15 protein-coding genes and 1 pseudogene are annotated in these 16,847 nt (G+C 34.5%); 15 read left to right on the top strand and 1 reads right to left on the bottom strand.

From position 1 onward, the window contains the following. Nucleotides 1-59 precede the first annotated feature (59 nt). The 8 genes from AC4BBR_RS13350 to AC4BBR_RS13315 all read left to right on the top strand — a co-directional run bounded on the left by AC4BBR_RS13350 (nucleotide 60) and on the right by AC4BBR_RS13315 (nucleotide 6,645). A complete protein-coding gene (locus tag AC4BBR_RS13350; RefSeq protein WP_490459998.1) occupies nucleotides 60-1,124 on the top strand; it encodes a M24 family metallopeptidase in 1,065 nt (354 codons plus the stop codon). 384 nt (nucleotides 1,125-1,508) lie between these two features. Further along, the gene (locus AC4BBR_RS13345) at nucleotides 1,509-1,931 is read left to right on the top strand and encodes an Asp23/Gls24 family envelope stress response protein (RefSeq protein WP_490459997.1); all 423 of its coding nucleotides are present in this window, start codon (nucleotides 1,509-1,511) and stop codon (nucleotides 1,929-1,931) included. After that, on the top strand, nucleotides 1,924-2,373 hold the full coding sequence (gene nusB, locus AC4BBR_RS13340) for a transcription antitermination factor NusB (RefSeq protein ID WP_069646251.1): 450 nt from the start codon (nucleotides 1,924-1,926) through the stop codon (nucleotides 2,371-2,373). The genes AC4BBR_RS13345 and nusB overlap by 8 nt, the downstream gene beginning before the upstream one ends. A gap of 110 nt (nucleotides 2,374-2,483) precedes the next feature. Further along, nucleotides 2,484-3,329, top strand: coding sequence for a bifunctional methylenetetrahydrofolate dehydrogenase/methenyltetrahydrofolate cyclohydrolase (locus AC4BBR_RS13335; protein ID WP_490459996.1), 846 nt, complete (start codon nucleotides 2,484-2,486; stop codon nucleotides 3,327-3,329). Nucleotides 3,330-3,338: 9 nt separating this feature from the next. Beyond that, the gene (xseA, locus tag AC4BBR_RS13330) at nucleotides 3,339-4,682 is read left to right on the top strand and encodes an exodeoxyribonuclease VII large subunit (protein ID WP_490459995.1); all 1,344 of its coding nucleotides are present in this window, start codon (nucleotides 3,339-3,341) and stop codon (nucleotides 4,680-4,682) included. Between the two features lie 4 nt (nucleotides 4,683-4,686). After that, nucleotides 4,687-4,926 carry an exodeoxyribonuclease VII small subunit gene (locus AC4BBR_RS13325; RefSeq protein ID WP_490459994.1) on the top strand — a complete coding sequence of 80 codons (240 nt, stop codon included), beginning with the start codon at nucleotides 4,687-4,689 and terminating at the stop codon, nucleotides 4,924-4,926. Continuing rightward, nucleotides 4,926-5,816: a polyprenyl synthetase family protein gene (locus tag AC4BBR_RS13320; RefSeq protein WP_490459993.1), complete on the top strand. Its 891-nt coding sequence runs from the start codon at nucleotides 4,926-4,928 to the stop codon at nucleotides 5,814-5,816. The genes AC4BBR_RS13325 and AC4BBR_RS13320 overlap by 1 nt, the downstream gene beginning before the upstream one ends. A gap of 13 nt (nucleotides 5,817-5,829) precedes the next feature. Then, the gene (locus AC4BBR_RS13315; RefSeq protein WP_490459992.1) at nucleotides 5,830-6,645 is read left to right on the top strand and encodes a TlyA family RNA methyltransferase; all 816 of its coding nucleotides are present in this window, start codon (nucleotides 5,830-5,832) and stop codon (nucleotides 6,643-6,645) included. Nucleotides 6,646-7,676: 1,031 nt separating this feature from the next. Here AC4BBR_RS13315 and AC4BBR_RS13310 read toward each other — a convergent pair. After that, a complete protein-coding gene (locus AC4BBR_RS13310; protein ID WP_490459991.1) occupies nucleotides 7,677-8,390 on the bottom strand; it encodes a hypothetical protein in 714 nt (237 codons plus the stop codon). 461 nt (nucleotides 8,391-8,851) lie between these two features. Between AC4BBR_RS13310 and AC4BBR_RS13305 the strand changes: the two genes are divergently transcribed. From AC4BBR_RS13305 to AC4BBR_RS13275, 7 genes and pseudogenes are all read left to right on the top strand, one after another. Next, a complete protein-coding gene (locus tag AC4BBR_RS13305) occupies nucleotides 8,852-9,172 on the top strand; it encodes a PTS sugar transporter subunit IIB (RefSeq protein WP_490459990.1) in 321 nt (106 codons plus the stop codon). Then, nucleotides 9,172-9,498 (top strand): PTS lactose/cellobiose transporter subunit IIA, encoded by a 327-nt coding sequence (locus AC4BBR_RS13300; RefSeq protein WP_490459989.1) that lies wholly within the window; start codon nucleotides 9,172-9,174, stop codon nucleotides 9,496-9,498. Before AC4BBR_RS13305 ends, AC4BBR_RS13300 begins: the two co-directional genes overlap by 1 nt. A 4-nt stretch (nucleotides 9,499-9,502) precedes the next feature. After that, nucleotides 9,503-10,747 carry a PTS sugar transporter subunit IIC gene (locus tag AC4BBR_RS13295; protein WP_490459988.1) on the top strand — a complete coding sequence of 415 codons (1,245 nt, stop codon included), beginning with the start codon at nucleotides 9,503-9,505 and terminating at the stop codon, nucleotides 10,745-10,747. Nucleotides 10,748-10,749: 2 nt separating this feature from the next. Beyond that, nucleotides 10,750-12,198, top strand: a pseudogene (locus AC4BBR_RS13290) (glycoside hydrolase family 1 protein); the annotation flags it as partial. 21 nt (nucleotides 12,199-12,219) lie between these two features. Then, nucleotides 12,220-14,157 carry a BglG family transcription antiterminator gene (locus tag AC4BBR_RS13285; protein WP_490462125.1) on the top strand — a complete coding sequence of 646 codons (1,938 nt, stop codon included), beginning with the start codon at nucleotides 12,220-12,222 and terminating at the stop codon, nucleotides 14,155-14,157. Nucleotides 14,158-14,572: 415 nt separating this feature from the next. After that, complete coding sequence (locus AC4BBR_RS13280; RefSeq protein WP_490459987.1) at nucleotides 14,573-15,292, top strand: potassium channel family protein; 720 nt, start codon at nucleotides 14,573-14,575, stop codon at nucleotides 15,290-15,292. Nucleotides 15,293-15,551: 259 nt separating this feature from the next. Further along, nucleotides 15,552-16,424, top strand: a complete 873-nt coding sequence (locus AC4BBR_RS13275) for a hypothetical protein (RefSeq protein WP_490459986.1) — start codon at nucleotides 15,552-15,554, stop codon at nucleotides 16,422-16,424. The last annotated feature ends 423 nt before the right edge of the window (nucleotides 16,425-16,847 follow it).

Here is a 16,847-nt window from a genome sequence, read left to right as displayed (position 1 = left end):
TTTTAAAAATCATTATTTGTTATAATAGAGAAGAACTGATTAGGAAAGAAGGATAAAAAATGATGATAAGAGTCAATAAATTAAGAGAATTAATGAAAAGAAATGATCTTTCAGGATTTTTGGTTACAAGTCCGTACAATTTACGTTATTTGACAAATTTTACAGGAACAACTGGACTCGCAGTGATTACCTTAGACAAAGCCTTTTTTGTCACTGATTTTCGTTACACAGAGCAAGCAGGAGAGCAAGCATACGGGTTTGAAATTATTCAAAATTCCGGACTGATTTATGATGAAGTTGTAGCAATTGCAGAAAAAGAACAGTTGACCAATATAGCTTTTGAAGAGACGTTTGTCAGTTTTGCGGAATATAGTTTGTTAGAAGAACTCATGCCTTGTGATCTAATTCCAGTGGCAGGTCTGATCGAAGAATTACGTGAAGTTAAAGATGAAGAAGAAATTGCGATCATTGAAAAAGCCTGTAGTATTGCTGATCTTGGGTTTAAGCATATTTTGACAGTCATTAAACCTGGTATGACAGAAATCGAAATTGCCAATCAATTAGATTTTTTTATGCGTTCTTTAGGCGCAAGTGGTGTATCTTTTGAAACAATCGTAGCAAGTGGTGTTCGCTCTGCGATGCCACACGGTGTTGCTAGTGAAAAAGTTATTGAAAAAGGTGATCTGATCACGTTGGATTTTGGGTGTTATTATGAAGGATACGTTTCAGATATGACCCGGACATTTGCGATTGGCGAGCCAGATAGTAAACTGAAAGACATTTATCAAATCGTTTTAGAAGCACAATTAAAGGTATTAGACGAAGCAAGACCAGGCTTAACTGGTATTCAACTGGATGCGATTGCTCGTGATCATATTGCTTCTTACGGATACGGCGAAGCATTTGGACATAGTACAGGTCATGGGATTGGTTTAGAGATTCATGAAGGACCAAATGTTTCCTTTAGAGCGGATAAACAATTTGTTGCTGGAAATGTGATCACGGATGAACCAGGAATCTATTTACCTGGTCTTGGTGGTGTTAGGATCGAGGATGATCTATTGATTACGAAAGAAGGTAACCGAGTTTTGACACACTCACCTAAAGAATTGATAATACTATAAAAATATTTTCGACTCATTTTCTCATAGTTTTTTTGGTAGCGAAACGAATGGATTAATGATAAACTAAGGAAGAATGAAAACATAGATAGGTAAATGAATTGTGACGAAAAACGGCGTTCTCTTGATATTCCTATTTTCCTGTCGAGACAGGATGAGTCTGCTGCGCTTTTTCTTTGAAACACAGTGAGTGAAATGAACTGATATTGAAAAGTACAAGATGTAGAGAAGCGGAACGTTGTTACTATGTATTATCTAGCTTCGCAGGATTGTCTCTCGGAAAAAAGATAAAAACTGAATGAGACAAAAAGAGCCTCAGTCAGTTCTTCCTATTTTTCTGTCGAGACAGGACGAGCCTGCTACGCTTTTATTATAAGGAGGATTAAAATGACTGAAGAAAAAAATCTAGTAATCAATACAAAAGATTCTTTAGGTGAGATCGTTATCGCACCAGAAGTAATTGAAGTCATTATTGGTATTGCAGCGTCTAAAATAGATGGTGTCTATGGTATGCGTGGAACATTTGCTAATAATGTAACAGAATTTCTTGGCCGTGCTGCTCACGGTAAAGGTGTTTATTTAAGAGAAGAAGAAGGGCTAAAAGTTGATATTTACTGTTACTTAAATTATGGTATTTCAGTACCTAAAGTAGCTTTAGAGATGCAAGACCGTGTGAAACAACAAGTGTTGTTTATGACAGATATCGATTTAGTTGAAGTCAATATTCATGTAGTAGCTGTAGTTCCAGAAAAATTACCAGAACCAGATTTTGATGAATTTTTCCCAGAAGATGAGGGAGAAAATGAGTAAGCCAAGTTTTACTCGTCACGAGATTCGTGAAAAGGCGCTTCAAGCGTTGTTTCCTTTAGATTTTAATGTTGACTTAACAAAACAAGATGCGATTTCTTATGCATTGGAGTTAGATAATCAAGAAATCATTAGTGAAGACGGGGAAGAATTTATCCCAACTTACTTAGACTTATTGGTAGGCGGCGTTTGCGATCGAAAAGCAGAACTTGACGAGATCATCAAAAGACATTTAGGAAATAACTGGTCGATTACGCGTATTGCTAAGATGGATTTGATCATTTTGCGTATGGCTATTTTTGAGATGCTTTATGTTGGGGATGTTCCCAATACCGTTGCTTTAGATGAAGCAATTGAGCTTGCAAAAAAATATAGCGATGACCGTTCTAGAAAGTTTGTTAACGGTGTTTTAGCGAATGTGATGAAAGAGATTGATTCAAAGTAGAGATACTTTGAATCTTTTTTCATTTGGAAAATATAAGAAATCATAGAGTGTTAAGACTAACCGAATTATGCTAAAATAAAACAATATAGATAAAAACGAGGAGTGAGCTTATGGGAGAGTTAATCAACGGCCGCGAACTAGCAGATAAAATGCAGGCGCAAATCAAAGAAGAAGTGCAAGAACTTGAAAAAAAAGGCATTCGTCCAGGTTTAGTTGTTTTATTAGTTGGTGAAAATCAAGCAAGTCAAACGTATGTAAAAAATAAAGACATAGCAGCAGCTAAAATCGGTATCCGCTCAAAAATCGAACGTTTGCCTGAAACCATTTCAGAAGCAGAACTGCTTGCTGTAATCGGACAATACAATCAAGATCAAGACTATCACGGCATATTAGTTCAGTTGCCGTTACCAAAGCACATTGATGAAGAAAAAGTGTTGTTAGCTGTAGATCCTAAAAAAGATGTCGATGGTTTCCATCCAATGAATATGGGGCAACTGTTTATTGGGGAACCAACGATGATTCCTTGTACACCATACGGCATCATGAAAATGTTTGAAGCTTATAATATTGACTTAGAAGGCAAACGAGCAGTTGTGATCGGACGAAGTAATATAGTTGGAAAACCAATGGCACAACTGCTGATGATGAAAAATGCTACGGTTACGATCGCGCATTCTAGAACCGTTGATTTACCTGCTATGGCTAGAGAAGCAGATATTCTAGTTGTGGCGATTGGTCGTGGGCATTTTGTGACAAAAGAATTTATAAAACCTGGTGCAGTTGTGATAGATGTTGGTATGAATCGAGACGAGAATGGAAAATTGATCGGCGATGTAAAATTCGATGAAGTGTCCCCTATTGCAAGCTTTATTACGCCAGTACCAAAAGGCGTTGGACCAATGACGATCACAATGTTGATGTATCAAACGGTAGAGGCCGCTAAAAAACAAAAGTAAGGTGAGAAGATGGAGCAGCAATATTTAACAGTTACAGCCTTAACAAAATATTTAAAACGTAAATTTGATGCTGATCCATATTTGGAACGGGTTTATTTAACTGGGGAAATGTCCAATTTTCGCTTGCGTCCTAATGCTCATCAGTATTTTAGTTTAAAAGATGATGGGGCGAAGATTTCCGCAATCATGTTTAAATCGGCGTTTCAAAAGTTGAAATTTCAACCAAAAGAAGGAATGAAAGTTCTTTTAGTTGGTCGTATTTCATTGTATGAAAGTGGCGGATCTTATCAAATCTATGTAGAGCATATGGAGCCAGATGGCGTGGGGGCTTTGTATCAAGCTTTGGCAGAGTTGCGTGAGAAATTAGGTAAAGAAGGTTTATTTGAAGGGCCTAAAAAAATGTTGCCAAGATATCCTAAACGGATTGCCGTTGTTACAAGTCCTAGCGGAGCCGTTATTCGAGATATCATTACAACAGTAAAACGAAGATACCCGATTGCCCAGCTTGTTTTATTTCCCACGTTAGTGCAAGGAGATCAGGCTGCTGATGATATTGCCCGCAATATTCACCGCATTGAAGAATTAGGGACTTTTGACACGATGATTCTTGGTCGTGGCGGCGGTTCTATCGAGGACTTATGGCCGTTTAATGAAGAACGAGTGGCTAGAGCGATTTATGAGGCAAAGACACCAGTTATTTCTTCAGTAGGACATGAGACAGATGTAACGATTGCTGACATGGTAGCTGATGTGAGAGCTGCAACGCCGACTGCAGCAGCAGAATTAGCCGTTCCGGTATTGAATGAAGAACTACTAAAAATCAACGATCGGCAAACTCGCTTAGAGCAAAGTTTTCTCTATCAATTACAACAAAAAAATGAACGATATCAACGGTTGAAAAATTCATATGTATTCAAACAACCAGACCGTTTATATGAAGCACAAACAATTAAATTAGATCGAATGACACAACGTTTGATTCAATCGATGGAAACTGTTTATCATCAAAAACAACGCACAGCGCAAGAAATTATTGCCCAGTTTAGGCAACAAACGCCCCAAGGTCAAATCAGAGAAGGACAGCAGAAACTCAAGTATTTAAACCAATCGCTTCATGATCGTATGGAACAATACATGAAAGATAAAGAAAAACAATTCACTTCTGCTGTTCAACAACTGGATTTGTTAAGTCCATTAAAAATCATGGGCCGAGGATATAGCTACACGACCAAAGAACAGCAAGTGATCAAATCAGTCAATGAACTGCAACCGAAAGAAAATATTCAAATCCATTATGTAGATGGTGTAGTAGATACGGTGATTGAAAAAATAACATCCGCTGAAGAGGAGTAAAAAAATGGCTAAAGAAAAAGCAGTCGAAAAAACATTTGAAGAATCGTTAATCGAATTAGAAGAAATCGTCCAACGTTTAGAGCGTGGAGATGTTCCTTTAGAAGAAGCGCTAGTCGCTTTTCAAGAAGGGATGGCTTTAAGTAAGCAGTGTCAGGATACGTTAGAAAAGGCTGAAAAGACACTGACAAAAGTCATGACAGAACAAAATGAAGAAGTCTCATTTGAAGAGAGTGAGGATAATTGATGGAAGCTTTCGATGATTTTCGTAAGCAAAGTTTACCGCTTATTGAAAAAGAAATGGAAAATTTTATCAATGACTATACTACAAATGAGCAGTTAAAAGAAGCAATGTTGTATTCAATCCATGCTGGGGGAAAACGGTTTCGCCCGCTTTTAGTGTTAGCAGCGATTCGTTCATTCAATAAAAACGTACAGACACAGGATTATCAAGTTGCAGCAGCTTTAGAAATGATTCATACCTATTCGTTGATCCATGATGATCTGCCAGCGATGGATGATGATGATTTACGTCGTGGGAAACCAACAAATCATAAAGTCTTTGGTGAAGCCCATGCAATTTTAGCAGGCGATGGTCTGCTTACTGCTGCTTTTCAATTAGTAGCGCTCAGTCAAATCGAGTCAAATCAAAAAATATTGTTGATTCAGCTATTAAGCAAGGCGGCTGGTACACAAGGGATGGTCGCAGGGCAAGCTGGGGATTTACAAGGAGAAAAACGATCATTGTTGTTAGCTGAACTAGTGGATGTTCACGAAAAGAAAACAGGGGCTTTGATTGAGTTTGCTCTTTTAGCCGGTGGCATTTTAGCTGAGCAACCAGAAGAAGTGGTTGATTTATTAGGCATTTTTGCCAAACATTTAGGTTTAGCTTTTCAGATCAAAGATGACTTGCTGGATGCAACGAGTTCAAAAGAAGAATTAGGCAAGCAAGTTGGACGTGATGAAGCCTTAAACAAAAGCACGTACCCAAGTTTGCTGGGATTAGAAGGTGCCAGAGAAGCGCTAAATGAACAATTAACAATAGGCAGCGATACGTTAGCTACAATTAAAAAAAACAGTTCGGAATTTCATTCTGAATTATTACAAGAATTCTTAGAACAATTGCGGTTAGGATAGAAAGAGGGCACTTATGAAAAAAGAGCGCGTCGATATTTTAGCGTTTACTCAAGGATTATTTGAAACAAGAGAAAAGGCCAAACGAGCAGTGATGGCAGGACTTGTTTATAACGATAAAAATGAGCGATTAGATAAACCTGGCGAGAAAATTTTGATTGAAACACCACTTCAAGTAAAAGGCCAAACATTGCCGTATGTTTCTCGTGGCGGGTTGAAACTGGAAAAAGCATTGGATGTATTTGAATTAGATGTGACGGACAAAATCATGTTGGATATTGGTTCCTCTACGGGAGGATTTACTGATGTGGCTTTACAAAATGGCGTACGCTTGAGCTATGCTTTGGATGTTGGCTACAATCAATTAGCATGGAAAATTCGTCAAGATGAACGAGTCGTTGTGATGGAACGGACGAATTTCAGATATAGCACACCAGAAGACTTTAAAGAAGGTATTCCAGATATGGCCACTATTGATGTATCATTTATCTCTTTGAAATTGATTTTACCTCCCTTGCATAAAATTTTGAAATCAGATGGTAAAGTGGTTGCATTGATCAAACCCCAATTTGAAGCTGGCAAAGAACTAGTAGGAAAAAAAGGGATTGTTCGTGAACCTGAAACACATGAATTTGTTTTAAATGATATCCTTTCATTTGCTAAAGAACATGGATATTCAGTTAGTGGCTTAGATTATTCGCCTATTACTGGTGGAGAAGGAAACATTGAATTTTTAGCTTACTTGACTTCAACAGATGGTAAAGGAATTAGTGAAGATGTAGTTGATATCGAAAAAATTGTGAAAACTGCGCATCAACAATTAAAAAAATAAAAAAATGGCTCTGTGTCAACTAATGTTGGTGAACAAACTCCAAATAATTAAATCGAATAGCTATGAATGGAAGCGTAGAGGGAAAATTCATCTACGCTTCTTTGTTTATCTGAAAAAGCACTATTCTCTAATGCGTTCAAGATGAGCTTGGAATGGAAAAATAAAGTAAGCAAGTTGGTAGAAGAACCAAAAAACAGTTTCACTTATTACAACAAGCTATTCAACCTGTACCAGATGCATTTTCTGAGAGTGAGGCCCAGCCATTTGATTCCTTAAAAAATCAGGAAAAAATGATGTGGTTGATCTATTAGTCCGAGATCGCATGAAAGAAGTTTGTAATTTGACAATATCATTTCCCAATATGCATTGTTAGTCAAGTTTAATATTTAAAATGGATGAAGCGGTTTCAAAAGCGTTAAATGTCATCGTTTTTCATAGTTTTATCATTCGTCTGATAAAGAAGAATATGGAAAAGAATACTAGTATGCAGGGAAATGAGATAAATAAAATTATAAAAAACAATTCATTATGAGTATTTAGGGTCAAATTAAGATTGCTCATAAAATCTGAAATAAATTTGTTAACAATTTTTCTTCCAATGACAGCAGAAAGAGGTAAGAGTAAACTCAAGCAAATGACAGGTTGAATGGCAAATTCAAAACTCAATGTAGGAAAAGAAATTCCAATAAAACTCATTGTTAGAATATCATTTTTTTGAATTAAGAAAAATGACCGAAACGTATTTTTAGTATATAAAATTAAAAAAGTAAATAGGGTACAAAAAATAATAGCTATTAAGAACTGAAAAATATTTATAGGAATCAAAGCGATAAAATTTTTTTCGTCTGCTAATAAGATTTTCCAAGAATGAAAAAAGTTTAATAAATAATAACTGGTAAAAATAAAACAACCAATTAAGAAAATTATAATAAAGGTCAAAAATAATTCTTTTGTTCTAAATAAATTCTTTAGAGCATTTTCAATAGAGTATAGTATGCGATATATTCTGATCCGCCCCTTTTTTTATTCTATCATCCGCTAATTCTTTTTAAATTCCAAGCTTTTTCTGGAACTTCAGTATCATTTTCAATGTTAATAGGTGTAATGGTTAACTTAGAATTATCATAGTTTGAGAAAAGATAATTCATTGTTGAGTTCTCATTAGTAAAATGAAATTCGGCGTTTTTTCTTTCAGAAATGAGAGACAGAAGTTCAATTTTTGTGGAACCATCATTTTTAGTAATTATAATATTATATCTACTAAAGTCGAAGGAGGTTTCAATTCGAATAGACTTGATGGAATCATTCTCAAGCGGTTTCCAATCACCTAAGATATTAGTTCTGGACATCTTTACTTCTTTCATCAGTGTGAGAGGAGCTAAGGATCCACCAACGAGGGGTTCATTCGAAGATTGTTCTATCTCATAAGAACGATGTACTATTAAACTGTTTTTTTCGATGACAAAGTCGTAATGAAATTTTTCATCATTCTTTTCATGACTATAGATTCTGTTATCTTCAGTAAAATCAATTATCAAAATTGTTGAATTAAAATCAATTATTCTATTATCACTTGTAATTATATAGTTATCATAATCGTAACTATCATCTTTCCATTCTCCGACAACTTTTTGGATTGTCTTAGTATCAATCTTTTTTTTATCAATTTTTGGTTCCGATTCTTGCCTACAACCAATTAAGATAACTAAAAAGAGAAGCAAAAAGAAGTAATTTAATTTTTTCATAACTCCTCCTAAATAGAGCGTGGACTTACTACAAACTATTTTTATAGATTAACTATATCATACTAAATATAGATATCAATATAGTGGTTAAAAATAGGCTATAAAAATTCAACACCGTTTCAATATGATACTAACTATTATTTTAATCTACTCAAAAACGGAAAGAAAAGACTCTTCTATCAAGTTCTTGCTTTCTCAACATTTTCGATTATGGGAATGTCTTATTTTATTTGTATCTACCCATTTTTCCTCTCTTCCTAGTAATAGGAAAGATAAATAAATGTATTTGCTTCATACGCTTGCTATGATGGATTTAACAATAAAGTTACCGATCTGTAGGGTCTAGCTTCTTGAAGAAGAAATAAAATAGAGCATGACAAAAATCGTCACAATCAATGTTTCTTGTCTTTCAGTTGAAGTTGGATAAACCCATTACGTTTTTTAAGCAAGGAGGAATTTTTATGACTGAAAAAATTTTATTAATGTGTGGCACAGGAGCCTCATCAGGATTTATGGCGGCTGCAGCTAGAACAGCAGCAAAAAAGAAGGAACTAGATTATGAGATAAAAGCACGTAGCGAATCGGAACTTTCTGAGAATTTATCAGAATATGATTTATTACTAATTGCTCCGCATTTAAAATACATGATAGATGATGTGAAGGAAATTTGTACCACTGAAGGAATTAAATGTGGACTAATTCCGCAACGTGTCTATGGAGCATTAGATGGTAACGGTCTAATTAATTTTGCGAAAAAAACGTTGCAAGAGGAGGCAGAATAATGAAATCTATTGATAGAGAAGGATTAAACTTATTATCGATGCAAGTCATCTTGCATGCGGGGAATGCACGTGATTATATTTTTCAGGCAGTTGGTAAAGCATCGAGCGGATTTTTTAACGAGTCAGAAGAATTATTGCAATTGGCAAGTAAAGAAATTATTGAAGCTCATAAATCTCAAACCGATACCTTACAAAAAGAAGCTGACGGACTAACAGTTCCTTATTCCCCCTTATTTGGTCATGCTCAAGATACTTTGATGACGGTTATGTCCGAAATAAATATGATGAAAGAAATTATTAAAATTTATCAAAAAATAGGAGGATAAAAAAATGGATAAATTTATGGAGTGGATGACGGATAGATTTTCTCCCAAAGTAAATAAGATTGCTAAAAATAGTTGGGTAGCTTCCATTCAAGATGCAATTTTAACATCAATGCCACTAGTTTTCATTGGCTCTTTTGCAACGATTTTTTCAATTGTACACGATTATTGGAATCTGTTTCCGGACCTTTCGATGATTAGTACATTTTCATTTGGATTATTCTCATTATTTCTTTCCTTTTTGATTCCACAATCTGTGATGAAACATAAAAAGCATATTGATGTTGAAAAACAGGCAAGTTTAGCAGGAGTTGCTTTTTTTTTAATCATTGTCTTTCCAAGTATTAGTGCTGAAGGAATTATTTCTTTTGATTTGAATTTATTTGGAACGGGTGGAATGATTGCAGCACTGATTGCAGGAACATTTGTTGGAGTTGTGATGCACTTTTTTTCTAAATGGAAATTGATTGGTGAAGAGTCAGCGATTCCAGATTTTGTAGCAGTTTGGTTTAACACACTGATCCCCATTACACTTATTTTGTTAATCGGTTGGTTCTTTACTTTTCACTTGCAAATAAATCTTTCTGAAGCAATTAATAGTTTATTTGAGCCTTTAATTCATTTAGGTGGTGGCTTCTGGGGCTTTTTGATCATCAACTTCTTGGCTTTTTCTTTTTTGTACACATTTGGTATCTCAAGTTGGGTGCTTTATCCTGTGCAAATTGCAATTACACTTCCTGCAATTGCTCAGAATCAAAGGGCAGTCGCAGCAGGTGGTTCAGCCTCTTTGATTTATACCAGCGAAGCCGTTAATTTATTTTTAATCGGTGGCGGAGGTACAACCTTATCTTTATGTATTATGCTGGCATTTATGGCGAAATCTTCTAGATTACGTATGATTGGGAAAGCGTCAATTATTCCTTCTGTTTTTAACATTAATGAACCGATTATTTTCGGTACACCGATTGCGTTCAATCCGATTTTAATGATTCCCATGTGGATTAATGGCTTGCTTGGACCGCTGATTGTTTGGTTCTCATTAAATCTTGGACTCGTGCCAATCCCTTATCAACCTTTTCAGTTATGGTATGTACCAACAGTCATTCAAAGTTGGATTATGACAAGATCAATTGCAGGAATTTTATTAGTTTTCGTTATTTTTATTGTCTCATGGTTAATTTATCTACCATTTTTTAAAATTTATGATAAACAAGCACTTGCAATAGATAAAGAGTTAATGGAGGAAGAATAAATATGAGAGCAAATAAATATGCAGATTTTCCTAAAGATTTTTTATGGGGAGGGGCTATTGCTGCGAGTCAATCCGAGGGAGCTTATACAGTCGACGGTAAAAAACCTAATTCTTCGGATGTACAACCTTATTTGAAAGGCTTGTCCAATGAAGAAATTCAGAGATTAGAAAAACAAGGTATGACATCAACAATGGTAAAAAAAGGTTTGGAAGATACTAGCCACTTTTTCCCAAAACGTTACGGTATTGATTTTTATCATACGTATGATAGCGACTTAGAATTATTGGCGGAAATGGGTCTTAAAGCTTTTAGAACGTCAATTGATTGGTCTCGGATATTTCCAAATGGGGATGAAAGCCTACCAAATGAAGTGGCTTTAGAATATTATGAAAAGCTGATTGATAAAATACGTTCGCTAGGAATGGAGCCTATTATTACAATGCTTCATTATGAAATGCCTATTCATTTAACGTTAAAGTACGGTGGCTGGACAAATAAAGAAGTAATTCAACTGTTTGAACGATATGGTAAATGCTTATTAGATCGATTTTCCCATAAGGTGAAGTATTGGATTGTAATAAATCAAATTAATATGATACAGGTAGAACCATGGTTATCATTAGGTATTTGTAAGGACAAATACGAAAATATAGAGCAAGCAGAATATCAAGGAGTGCATCATCAATTAGTAGCAGCAGCTAAAGTCAGAGCTTATGCAAAAACACTTGATGCAGATGTACAGGTAGGTACAATGGTAGCAGATGGCACAACGTATCCGTACTCATGCAAACCTGATGATATTGTATTAGCCATGCAACATAATCGCATGCAATATTTTTTCACTGATGTGCAATTTAGAGGCGAATACCCTAAATTTGTTTGGAACTATTTTAAAGAAAATCAAATTTCCGTTGATATAACAGCAAACGAATTGCGTATTTTAAAAGAGAACCCCATGGATTATTTAGCAATTTCCTATTACTTTTCTCAAATGGTGGATTCAGCTAAAAATATAAATAAAGCTGATTCTATTACGCCTAATCCTTATTTAGCTTCTAATCCTTGGGGCTGGGAAATTGATCCGCAAGGCTTATACAATACGCTCTCTCAATACTGGGATCGATATCAAAAGCCAATTCTCATTGCTGAAAATGGTTTAGGTATGTATGATAAAATTGAGGATGATATAATACGTGATGATTATCGTACTAGTTATTTAGGTGACCATATCGAGCAAGTTGGTCGCGCGATTTATGATGGCGCAGAAATTATTGCATATTGTGTTTGGGGACCCATTGATATCGTCAGCTGCTCCTCACAACAAATGTCAAAACGTTATGGTTTTATTTATGTGGATATAGATGATGACGGGAATGGGACAAAAAAGCGTATGAAAAAAGAAAGCTTTGATTGGTATAAATCTGTGATTGAATCAGGCGGTGCAAAAATTTATAAAAAGGAAGAGTGTTTGATGAACAAAATAGATACGCTCATAAGTTATTTGCGTAAACAGGAGACTGAAAATTATGTGTCAGCTAAGAAGCTAGCGGAAATTATAGGTGTGACAGATAGAACGATTCGTTCTTACATTCAGAAAATCAATGCTGAAGATCCGCTTCTGATTGAGTCTAGTCGTGAAGGTTATCGCATGAATCTATTTAAAAGCATCCACTCTATTCATCCAAAAGGTAATTCAATGAATAACCGTCGCTTTCATATTCTTCGTCGGCTTTTTAAAAGTGGAGATAGAGGGATAGAGTTGTTTGATTTAGCAGACTCACTTTATGTTTCAGATGCTACGATTCGCTCTGATTTAGCTGCGCTTAGTTCGATAGCTAAGAAGTATAAACTGAAGATTTATCAAAAGCAAAGCCGATATATTTTAACAGGAAGTGAAAAGAAGAAACGTGATTTAATAGTGGAATTGATTAAGGAGCAGCATTCGCAAGGGACGTCTTTTAGAGAGGATATTCAGAAATTTCTTGGAGATTTAAATTTAAGCAATGTGATGAAGATTTCTCGTAAGGCGTTTAAAAAGTATGATCTCTTACTGAATACTTACTTTTTTCAAAATTTTATTCTTCATTTAGTTGTAGCTATTGATCGCTCCAAAGTCAAATCAGCTGAGTTAAATGAGTCGAAAACATCCAATAAATTACTAGTTAATTATCAGCATTCTACGACTGAAAAAGTGATTAATTTAATTTGTGAAGAGTTAAAAAAAAACTTTAACATAGAGCTACATAGTCAGGATAGGTTAGAGCTAGTAGTATTATGTTACTCAGAAATCAAGCATGATCCTCAAGTTTGCGATGGTTATATCAGTAAAGAACTATATCCGATATTAGATACCGTTTTAGAAGGAATTTCCACTGTCTATTTATTAGATTTTTCAGATAATCAGTTTCGACAAAAATTAATTTATCACGTACAAAATTTGTATAATCGTGCACAAGAGAATCGTTCCTTTAGAAATTTTAACTTGCTCGATATTAAAATAAAATACCCGATTCTTTTTGATATTGCGGTTTATATGGCATCGTTATTGTCAGAGCAATTGAAAATTGAGATCAATGAAGATGAGATTTCCTTTCTTGCTTTGCATATAGGCACCTTTATAGATAATAAGACGGAGGAAGATAAAAAGCTCCAAACCGTTATTGTGACACCTTCTTATTTGCATATGGAAAAAAAGATAACTTCAAAATTGTTGGAAAACTTTGCGAAAGATCTTAAGATTATGAATGTTTATGAGGATTTTTCACAAACTGAGAACTTAATTAAAGCTGATTTGGTGCTGACGACTTTTGGAAAAAACGAGATTCCTAACTTGTGTATGTATAAAGAAATTGTCACGATCAAGGAGTTTGTTACTAATAATGATATAAATAAGGTAAGATTGAAAATCGAGCTGATTTATTATGAAAAGTATCGACAGTTTTTATGGGAGACACTTCCCGAATGGATTTCAGAGGATTTCTATTTGCAGTTGCACCAGGATCTAGATCGAGGGCTGATTTTTGAGAAGATTATGGCTGTTTTTTTAGAGAATGGCTATGTTGAAAAAAAATTTAAAAAGGAGTTAGAAGAAAGGGAGCTACTTTCTTCCACAGCTTTTCCAAGTAAAATTGCGATTCCCCATGCAATAAAGTATGATGCATTGCAAACAGGAATTATGGTGATTCAGTCAAGTGGACGGATGGATTGGGGTGGTAAAAAGATTGAATTGGTGCTTGCTTTGGCAGTTAGAAAAAGTGATTCACTAGTATTTAATCGGATTTTTCCAAGAATCATTGAAGTTGTAGCTGAAGTTTATCATGTTGATTATCTAGCGAGAAGTGAAGGGAAAGAGATATTTATTAAACGTTTGATTGATTTGCTTACACGTGATGGTTATTATAGTTTGTGAAGATTTAGGAGTGCTCTAATCCGAGGACTCTTTTTTTGATTGATAAACTCCACAAGAAAAAGTAATAAAGCATATTGTGAATAGGAGTATACGTATATAGCTTTCCATTTAGCGAATGAATTTTTTCTTTTTATATCTCTGTGACAAGTTGCCTAGTATTTAGTTGAGATTTTTAATATTAAGATAGATAATGTGATTAGATGTTTAAAGTAAAATTTTTTAATAATTTTTAATAATAATGAAGTAAACGAAAAAAACAAATCTAAATTGCTTAATAAATTTAGAAAAATGCAGGATAAATTCGAAGTAATGGATTGAAGGAAAGTACTATTTCAAATACCAGAAACAAACGAATAAACGTATGAACAGTTCTTAAATGCAAATAATTATATATTTTTAGAGGAGATGAATTAATTTGAGTCAAAAGACTTCACATAAACTTTATGTCATAGGTGATTTTACACTAACTTTTTTTTGGATATTTCTTTTTATATTGAGTTTGGCAGGTATAATTAACATTAGCAGTTTTCCTTATAATGTAATAGATACCTCTATATTGCTATTATTCACTATTAGTTATTTAGTGAGGTTAATACTATCAACGAATAAAAAAAAGTACTTCATAGAGAATATATTCGATTTACTAGCAATCATTCCTTTAAGTTTTTTGAATATCGGCATCTTAGCAAAATCAAATAGAATATTTAGAATCGTAAGTTTATTAGCAAAATTAGGTCATAACAAGAATAGTATTTTATATAGAAACGGATTTATATACGCATTGTATGCTAGTGCTTGTATTGTATTTGTAGGAAGTGGTTTTTTTAGTGTGGTTGAAAACATCAGTTATGAGGACAGTATTTGGTGGAGCATTGTAACAATGACGACCGTAGGCTATGGAGATATAGTGCCGGAAACGGGCTTGGGGAAAATTATAGCTGCTATAACAATGCTGTTTGGTATCGGCTTTATTGGTATATTAACATCCACAATAACAAATTATTTTAAAGACAAAAAAATGAATAAGAAAAAGACTATAATGACAAACGAAGGTATAGAACAGTTAAATAATAAAGTAGATGAATTAACAAAATTAGTTGAAAATTTATCCGAAAAATTAGAAGATAAAAATTGAACGAGACAATATCATTTGTTTGAACAATGATTAATGAGAATAACGATTAATTAACGATTCCTGACGTTTATTCATTAAGTATCAACTTTACGAGAAGGGTATTCCATCGATGTCTTCCGACATTTTAAAGATGGAATATAGCTTCTCTTTCTTTGTTTCCATTTTTTTATGCCTGCCATTGAATCGATTAATCTTATGAAGTGAGTATTCTATTATTTAATGATAAACTAAAGAAAAGAAATTACTAGGAGGACGAAAAATGAAAAAGAAATACATCTATTCGTTGATAATACTCGCAGGTCTATCTCTAGTTGCTTGTGGAGGGAAAGGTAAGAGTGCTGAAAGTTCAACTACAGCTAAAAGTACCGAAAAAACTAGTCAAACCGTCAAATCAACGAGTAAAGCAACTACAAAATCCAGTACAAGCCAAACGTTAACAAAATCGTCATCATCAGAAACAAAGACAAGTGAAAGCCAATCTGCGGTTAAAACAGAAAATAGTGTACCTGCAAAACAAGCGGATACCATTTTAAATCAGCTAAATAAAGACTTTCCAAATGACCAGTTACCACAAGCAATATTAACAAGCCAAACAGCTGAGTATTTGACTGCTGCAACTACGGGTACTGCTGATCAAGGGAATTTTAGAATTTTATACTATGCTGAAAACCATGGGATTGCGATCAATGATCTTGTAGTCAATGACTTACAACCAATCGCCTCATTCGAGAAAAAATCCTATGCTTCAAATGCAGCTGCTGCAGGAGCTGTCAATCAAATTATTGATAATGGTGGAAGTCAGATCGATTTAGGGTATGGAATTACGGGATATCAACAAGGTGCCGCAGGTTCTAGCTTTTTATCATGGCAAGAAGGAAATTGGAGCATGGTTGTTAGAGCTTCAAATATAGGGGGAGAAGTAGCTGAACCTTTAGCAAAAGAAGCTGTGGCTTATTTAGAGACTGCGATGCTCCCAGCTCCTCAAAATGTTGGACAAATATCTTTAACAGCTAGTGTAAGTGATAATTATCAAACAAATTCGGTGGTTTGGCAAAAAGGGATGACAGTCTACACGATTCAACACCTTGATCCATTACAAGCACTCAAAATGACTGTATCGACAAGTCAGTAATCATAATCAATGATTTTTAAGTAATTAAACTAAATAATCTTAGGTTAACAAGAATTTCTACTTATTTAAAAAATAATGATAAAAGCCTTCCGTTTATTATTTATTAAATAAAATCGATTTTTAATGAAACAACAAAGTAGAATCAGCATTACGAAACATTCATCCATCTTGTACAATAATTACAGGATGGAAGTGAACGAATAAAATAAAAAAAGCACTTCCCAGTTTGGTGAACGCCAAACTGGGAAGCCCTGAAAAGTCAGCGGACACTGACTGATCAAGTTACTCTCGTCAATACAAAAGCACTAACATGATTTATTGTACTCAAGTCTCAGAAAAATATCTATCCCTAAAAATACACGAGAAGATGAATATTCTAGCTTTTACTAGTTAAACAATACAACGGTATTGGAAGAAATTCTG

The sequence above is a fragment of the Enterococcus sp. AMC1251 genome, assembly GCF_058216535.1.
The sequence above is the reverse complement of the archived record's forward strand: the minus strand, read 5'-3'. Positions and strand labels throughout refer to the sequence as shown.

Bases quoted from the DNA above. Each gene is read 5' to 3' on its own strand.
- AC4BBR_RS13320 (WP_490459993.1), top strand. From the start codon at position 4,926: ATGGAAGCTTTCGATGATTTTCGTAAGCAAAGTTTACCGCTTATTGAA.
- AC4BBR_RS13325 (WP_490459994.1), top strand. From the start codon at position 4,687: ATGGCTAAAGAAAAAGCAGTCGAAAAAACATTTGAAGAATCGTTAATC.
- AC4BBR_RS13345 (WP_490459997.1), top strand. From the start codon at position 1,509: ATGACTGAAGAAAAAAATCTAGTAATCAATACAAAAGATTCTTTAGGT.
- nusB (WP_069646251.1), top strand. From the start codon at position 1,924: ATGAGTAAGCCAAGTTTTACTCGTCACGAGATTCGTGAAAAGGCGCTT.
- AC4BBR_RS13275 (WP_490459986.1), top strand. From the start codon at position 15,552: ATGAAAAAGAAATACATCTATTCGTTGATAATACTCGCAGGTCTATCT.
- AC4BBR_RS13285 (WP_490462125.1), top strand. From the start codon at position 12,220: ATGAACAAAATAGATACGCTCATAAGTTATTTGCGTAAACAGGAGACT.
- AC4BBR_RS13305 (WP_490459990.1), top strand. From the start codon at position 8,852: ATGACTGAAAAAATTTTATTAATGTGTGGCACAGGAGCCTCATCAGGA.
- AC4BBR_RS13335 (WP_490459996.1), top strand. From the start codon at position 2,484: ATGGGAGAGTTAATCAACGGCCGCGAACTAGCAGATAAAATGCAGGCG.
- AC4BBR_RS13295 (WP_490459988.1), top strand. From the start codon at position 9,503: ATGGATAAATTTATGGAGTGGATGACGGATAGATTTTCTCCCAAAGTA.
- AC4BBR_RS13315 (WP_490459992.1), top strand. From the start codon at position 5,830: ATGAAAAAAGAGCGCGTCGATATTTTAGCGTTTACTCAAGGATTATTT.
- AC4BBR_RS13310 (WP_490459991.1), bottom strand. From the start codon at position 8,390: ATGAAAAAATTAAATTACTTCTTTTTGCTTCTCTTTTTAGTTATCTTA.
- xseA (WP_490459995.1), top strand. From the start codon at position 3,339: ATGGAGCAGCAATATTTAACAGTTACAGCCTTAACAAAATATTTAAAA.
- AC4BBR_RS13300 (WP_490459989.1), top strand. From the start codon at position 9,172: ATGAAATCTATTGATAGAGAAGGATTAAACTTATTATCGATGCAAGTC.
- AC4BBR_RS13350 (WP_490459998.1), top strand. From the start codon at position 60: ATGATGATAAGAGTCAATAAATTAAGAGAATTAATGAAAAGAAATGAT.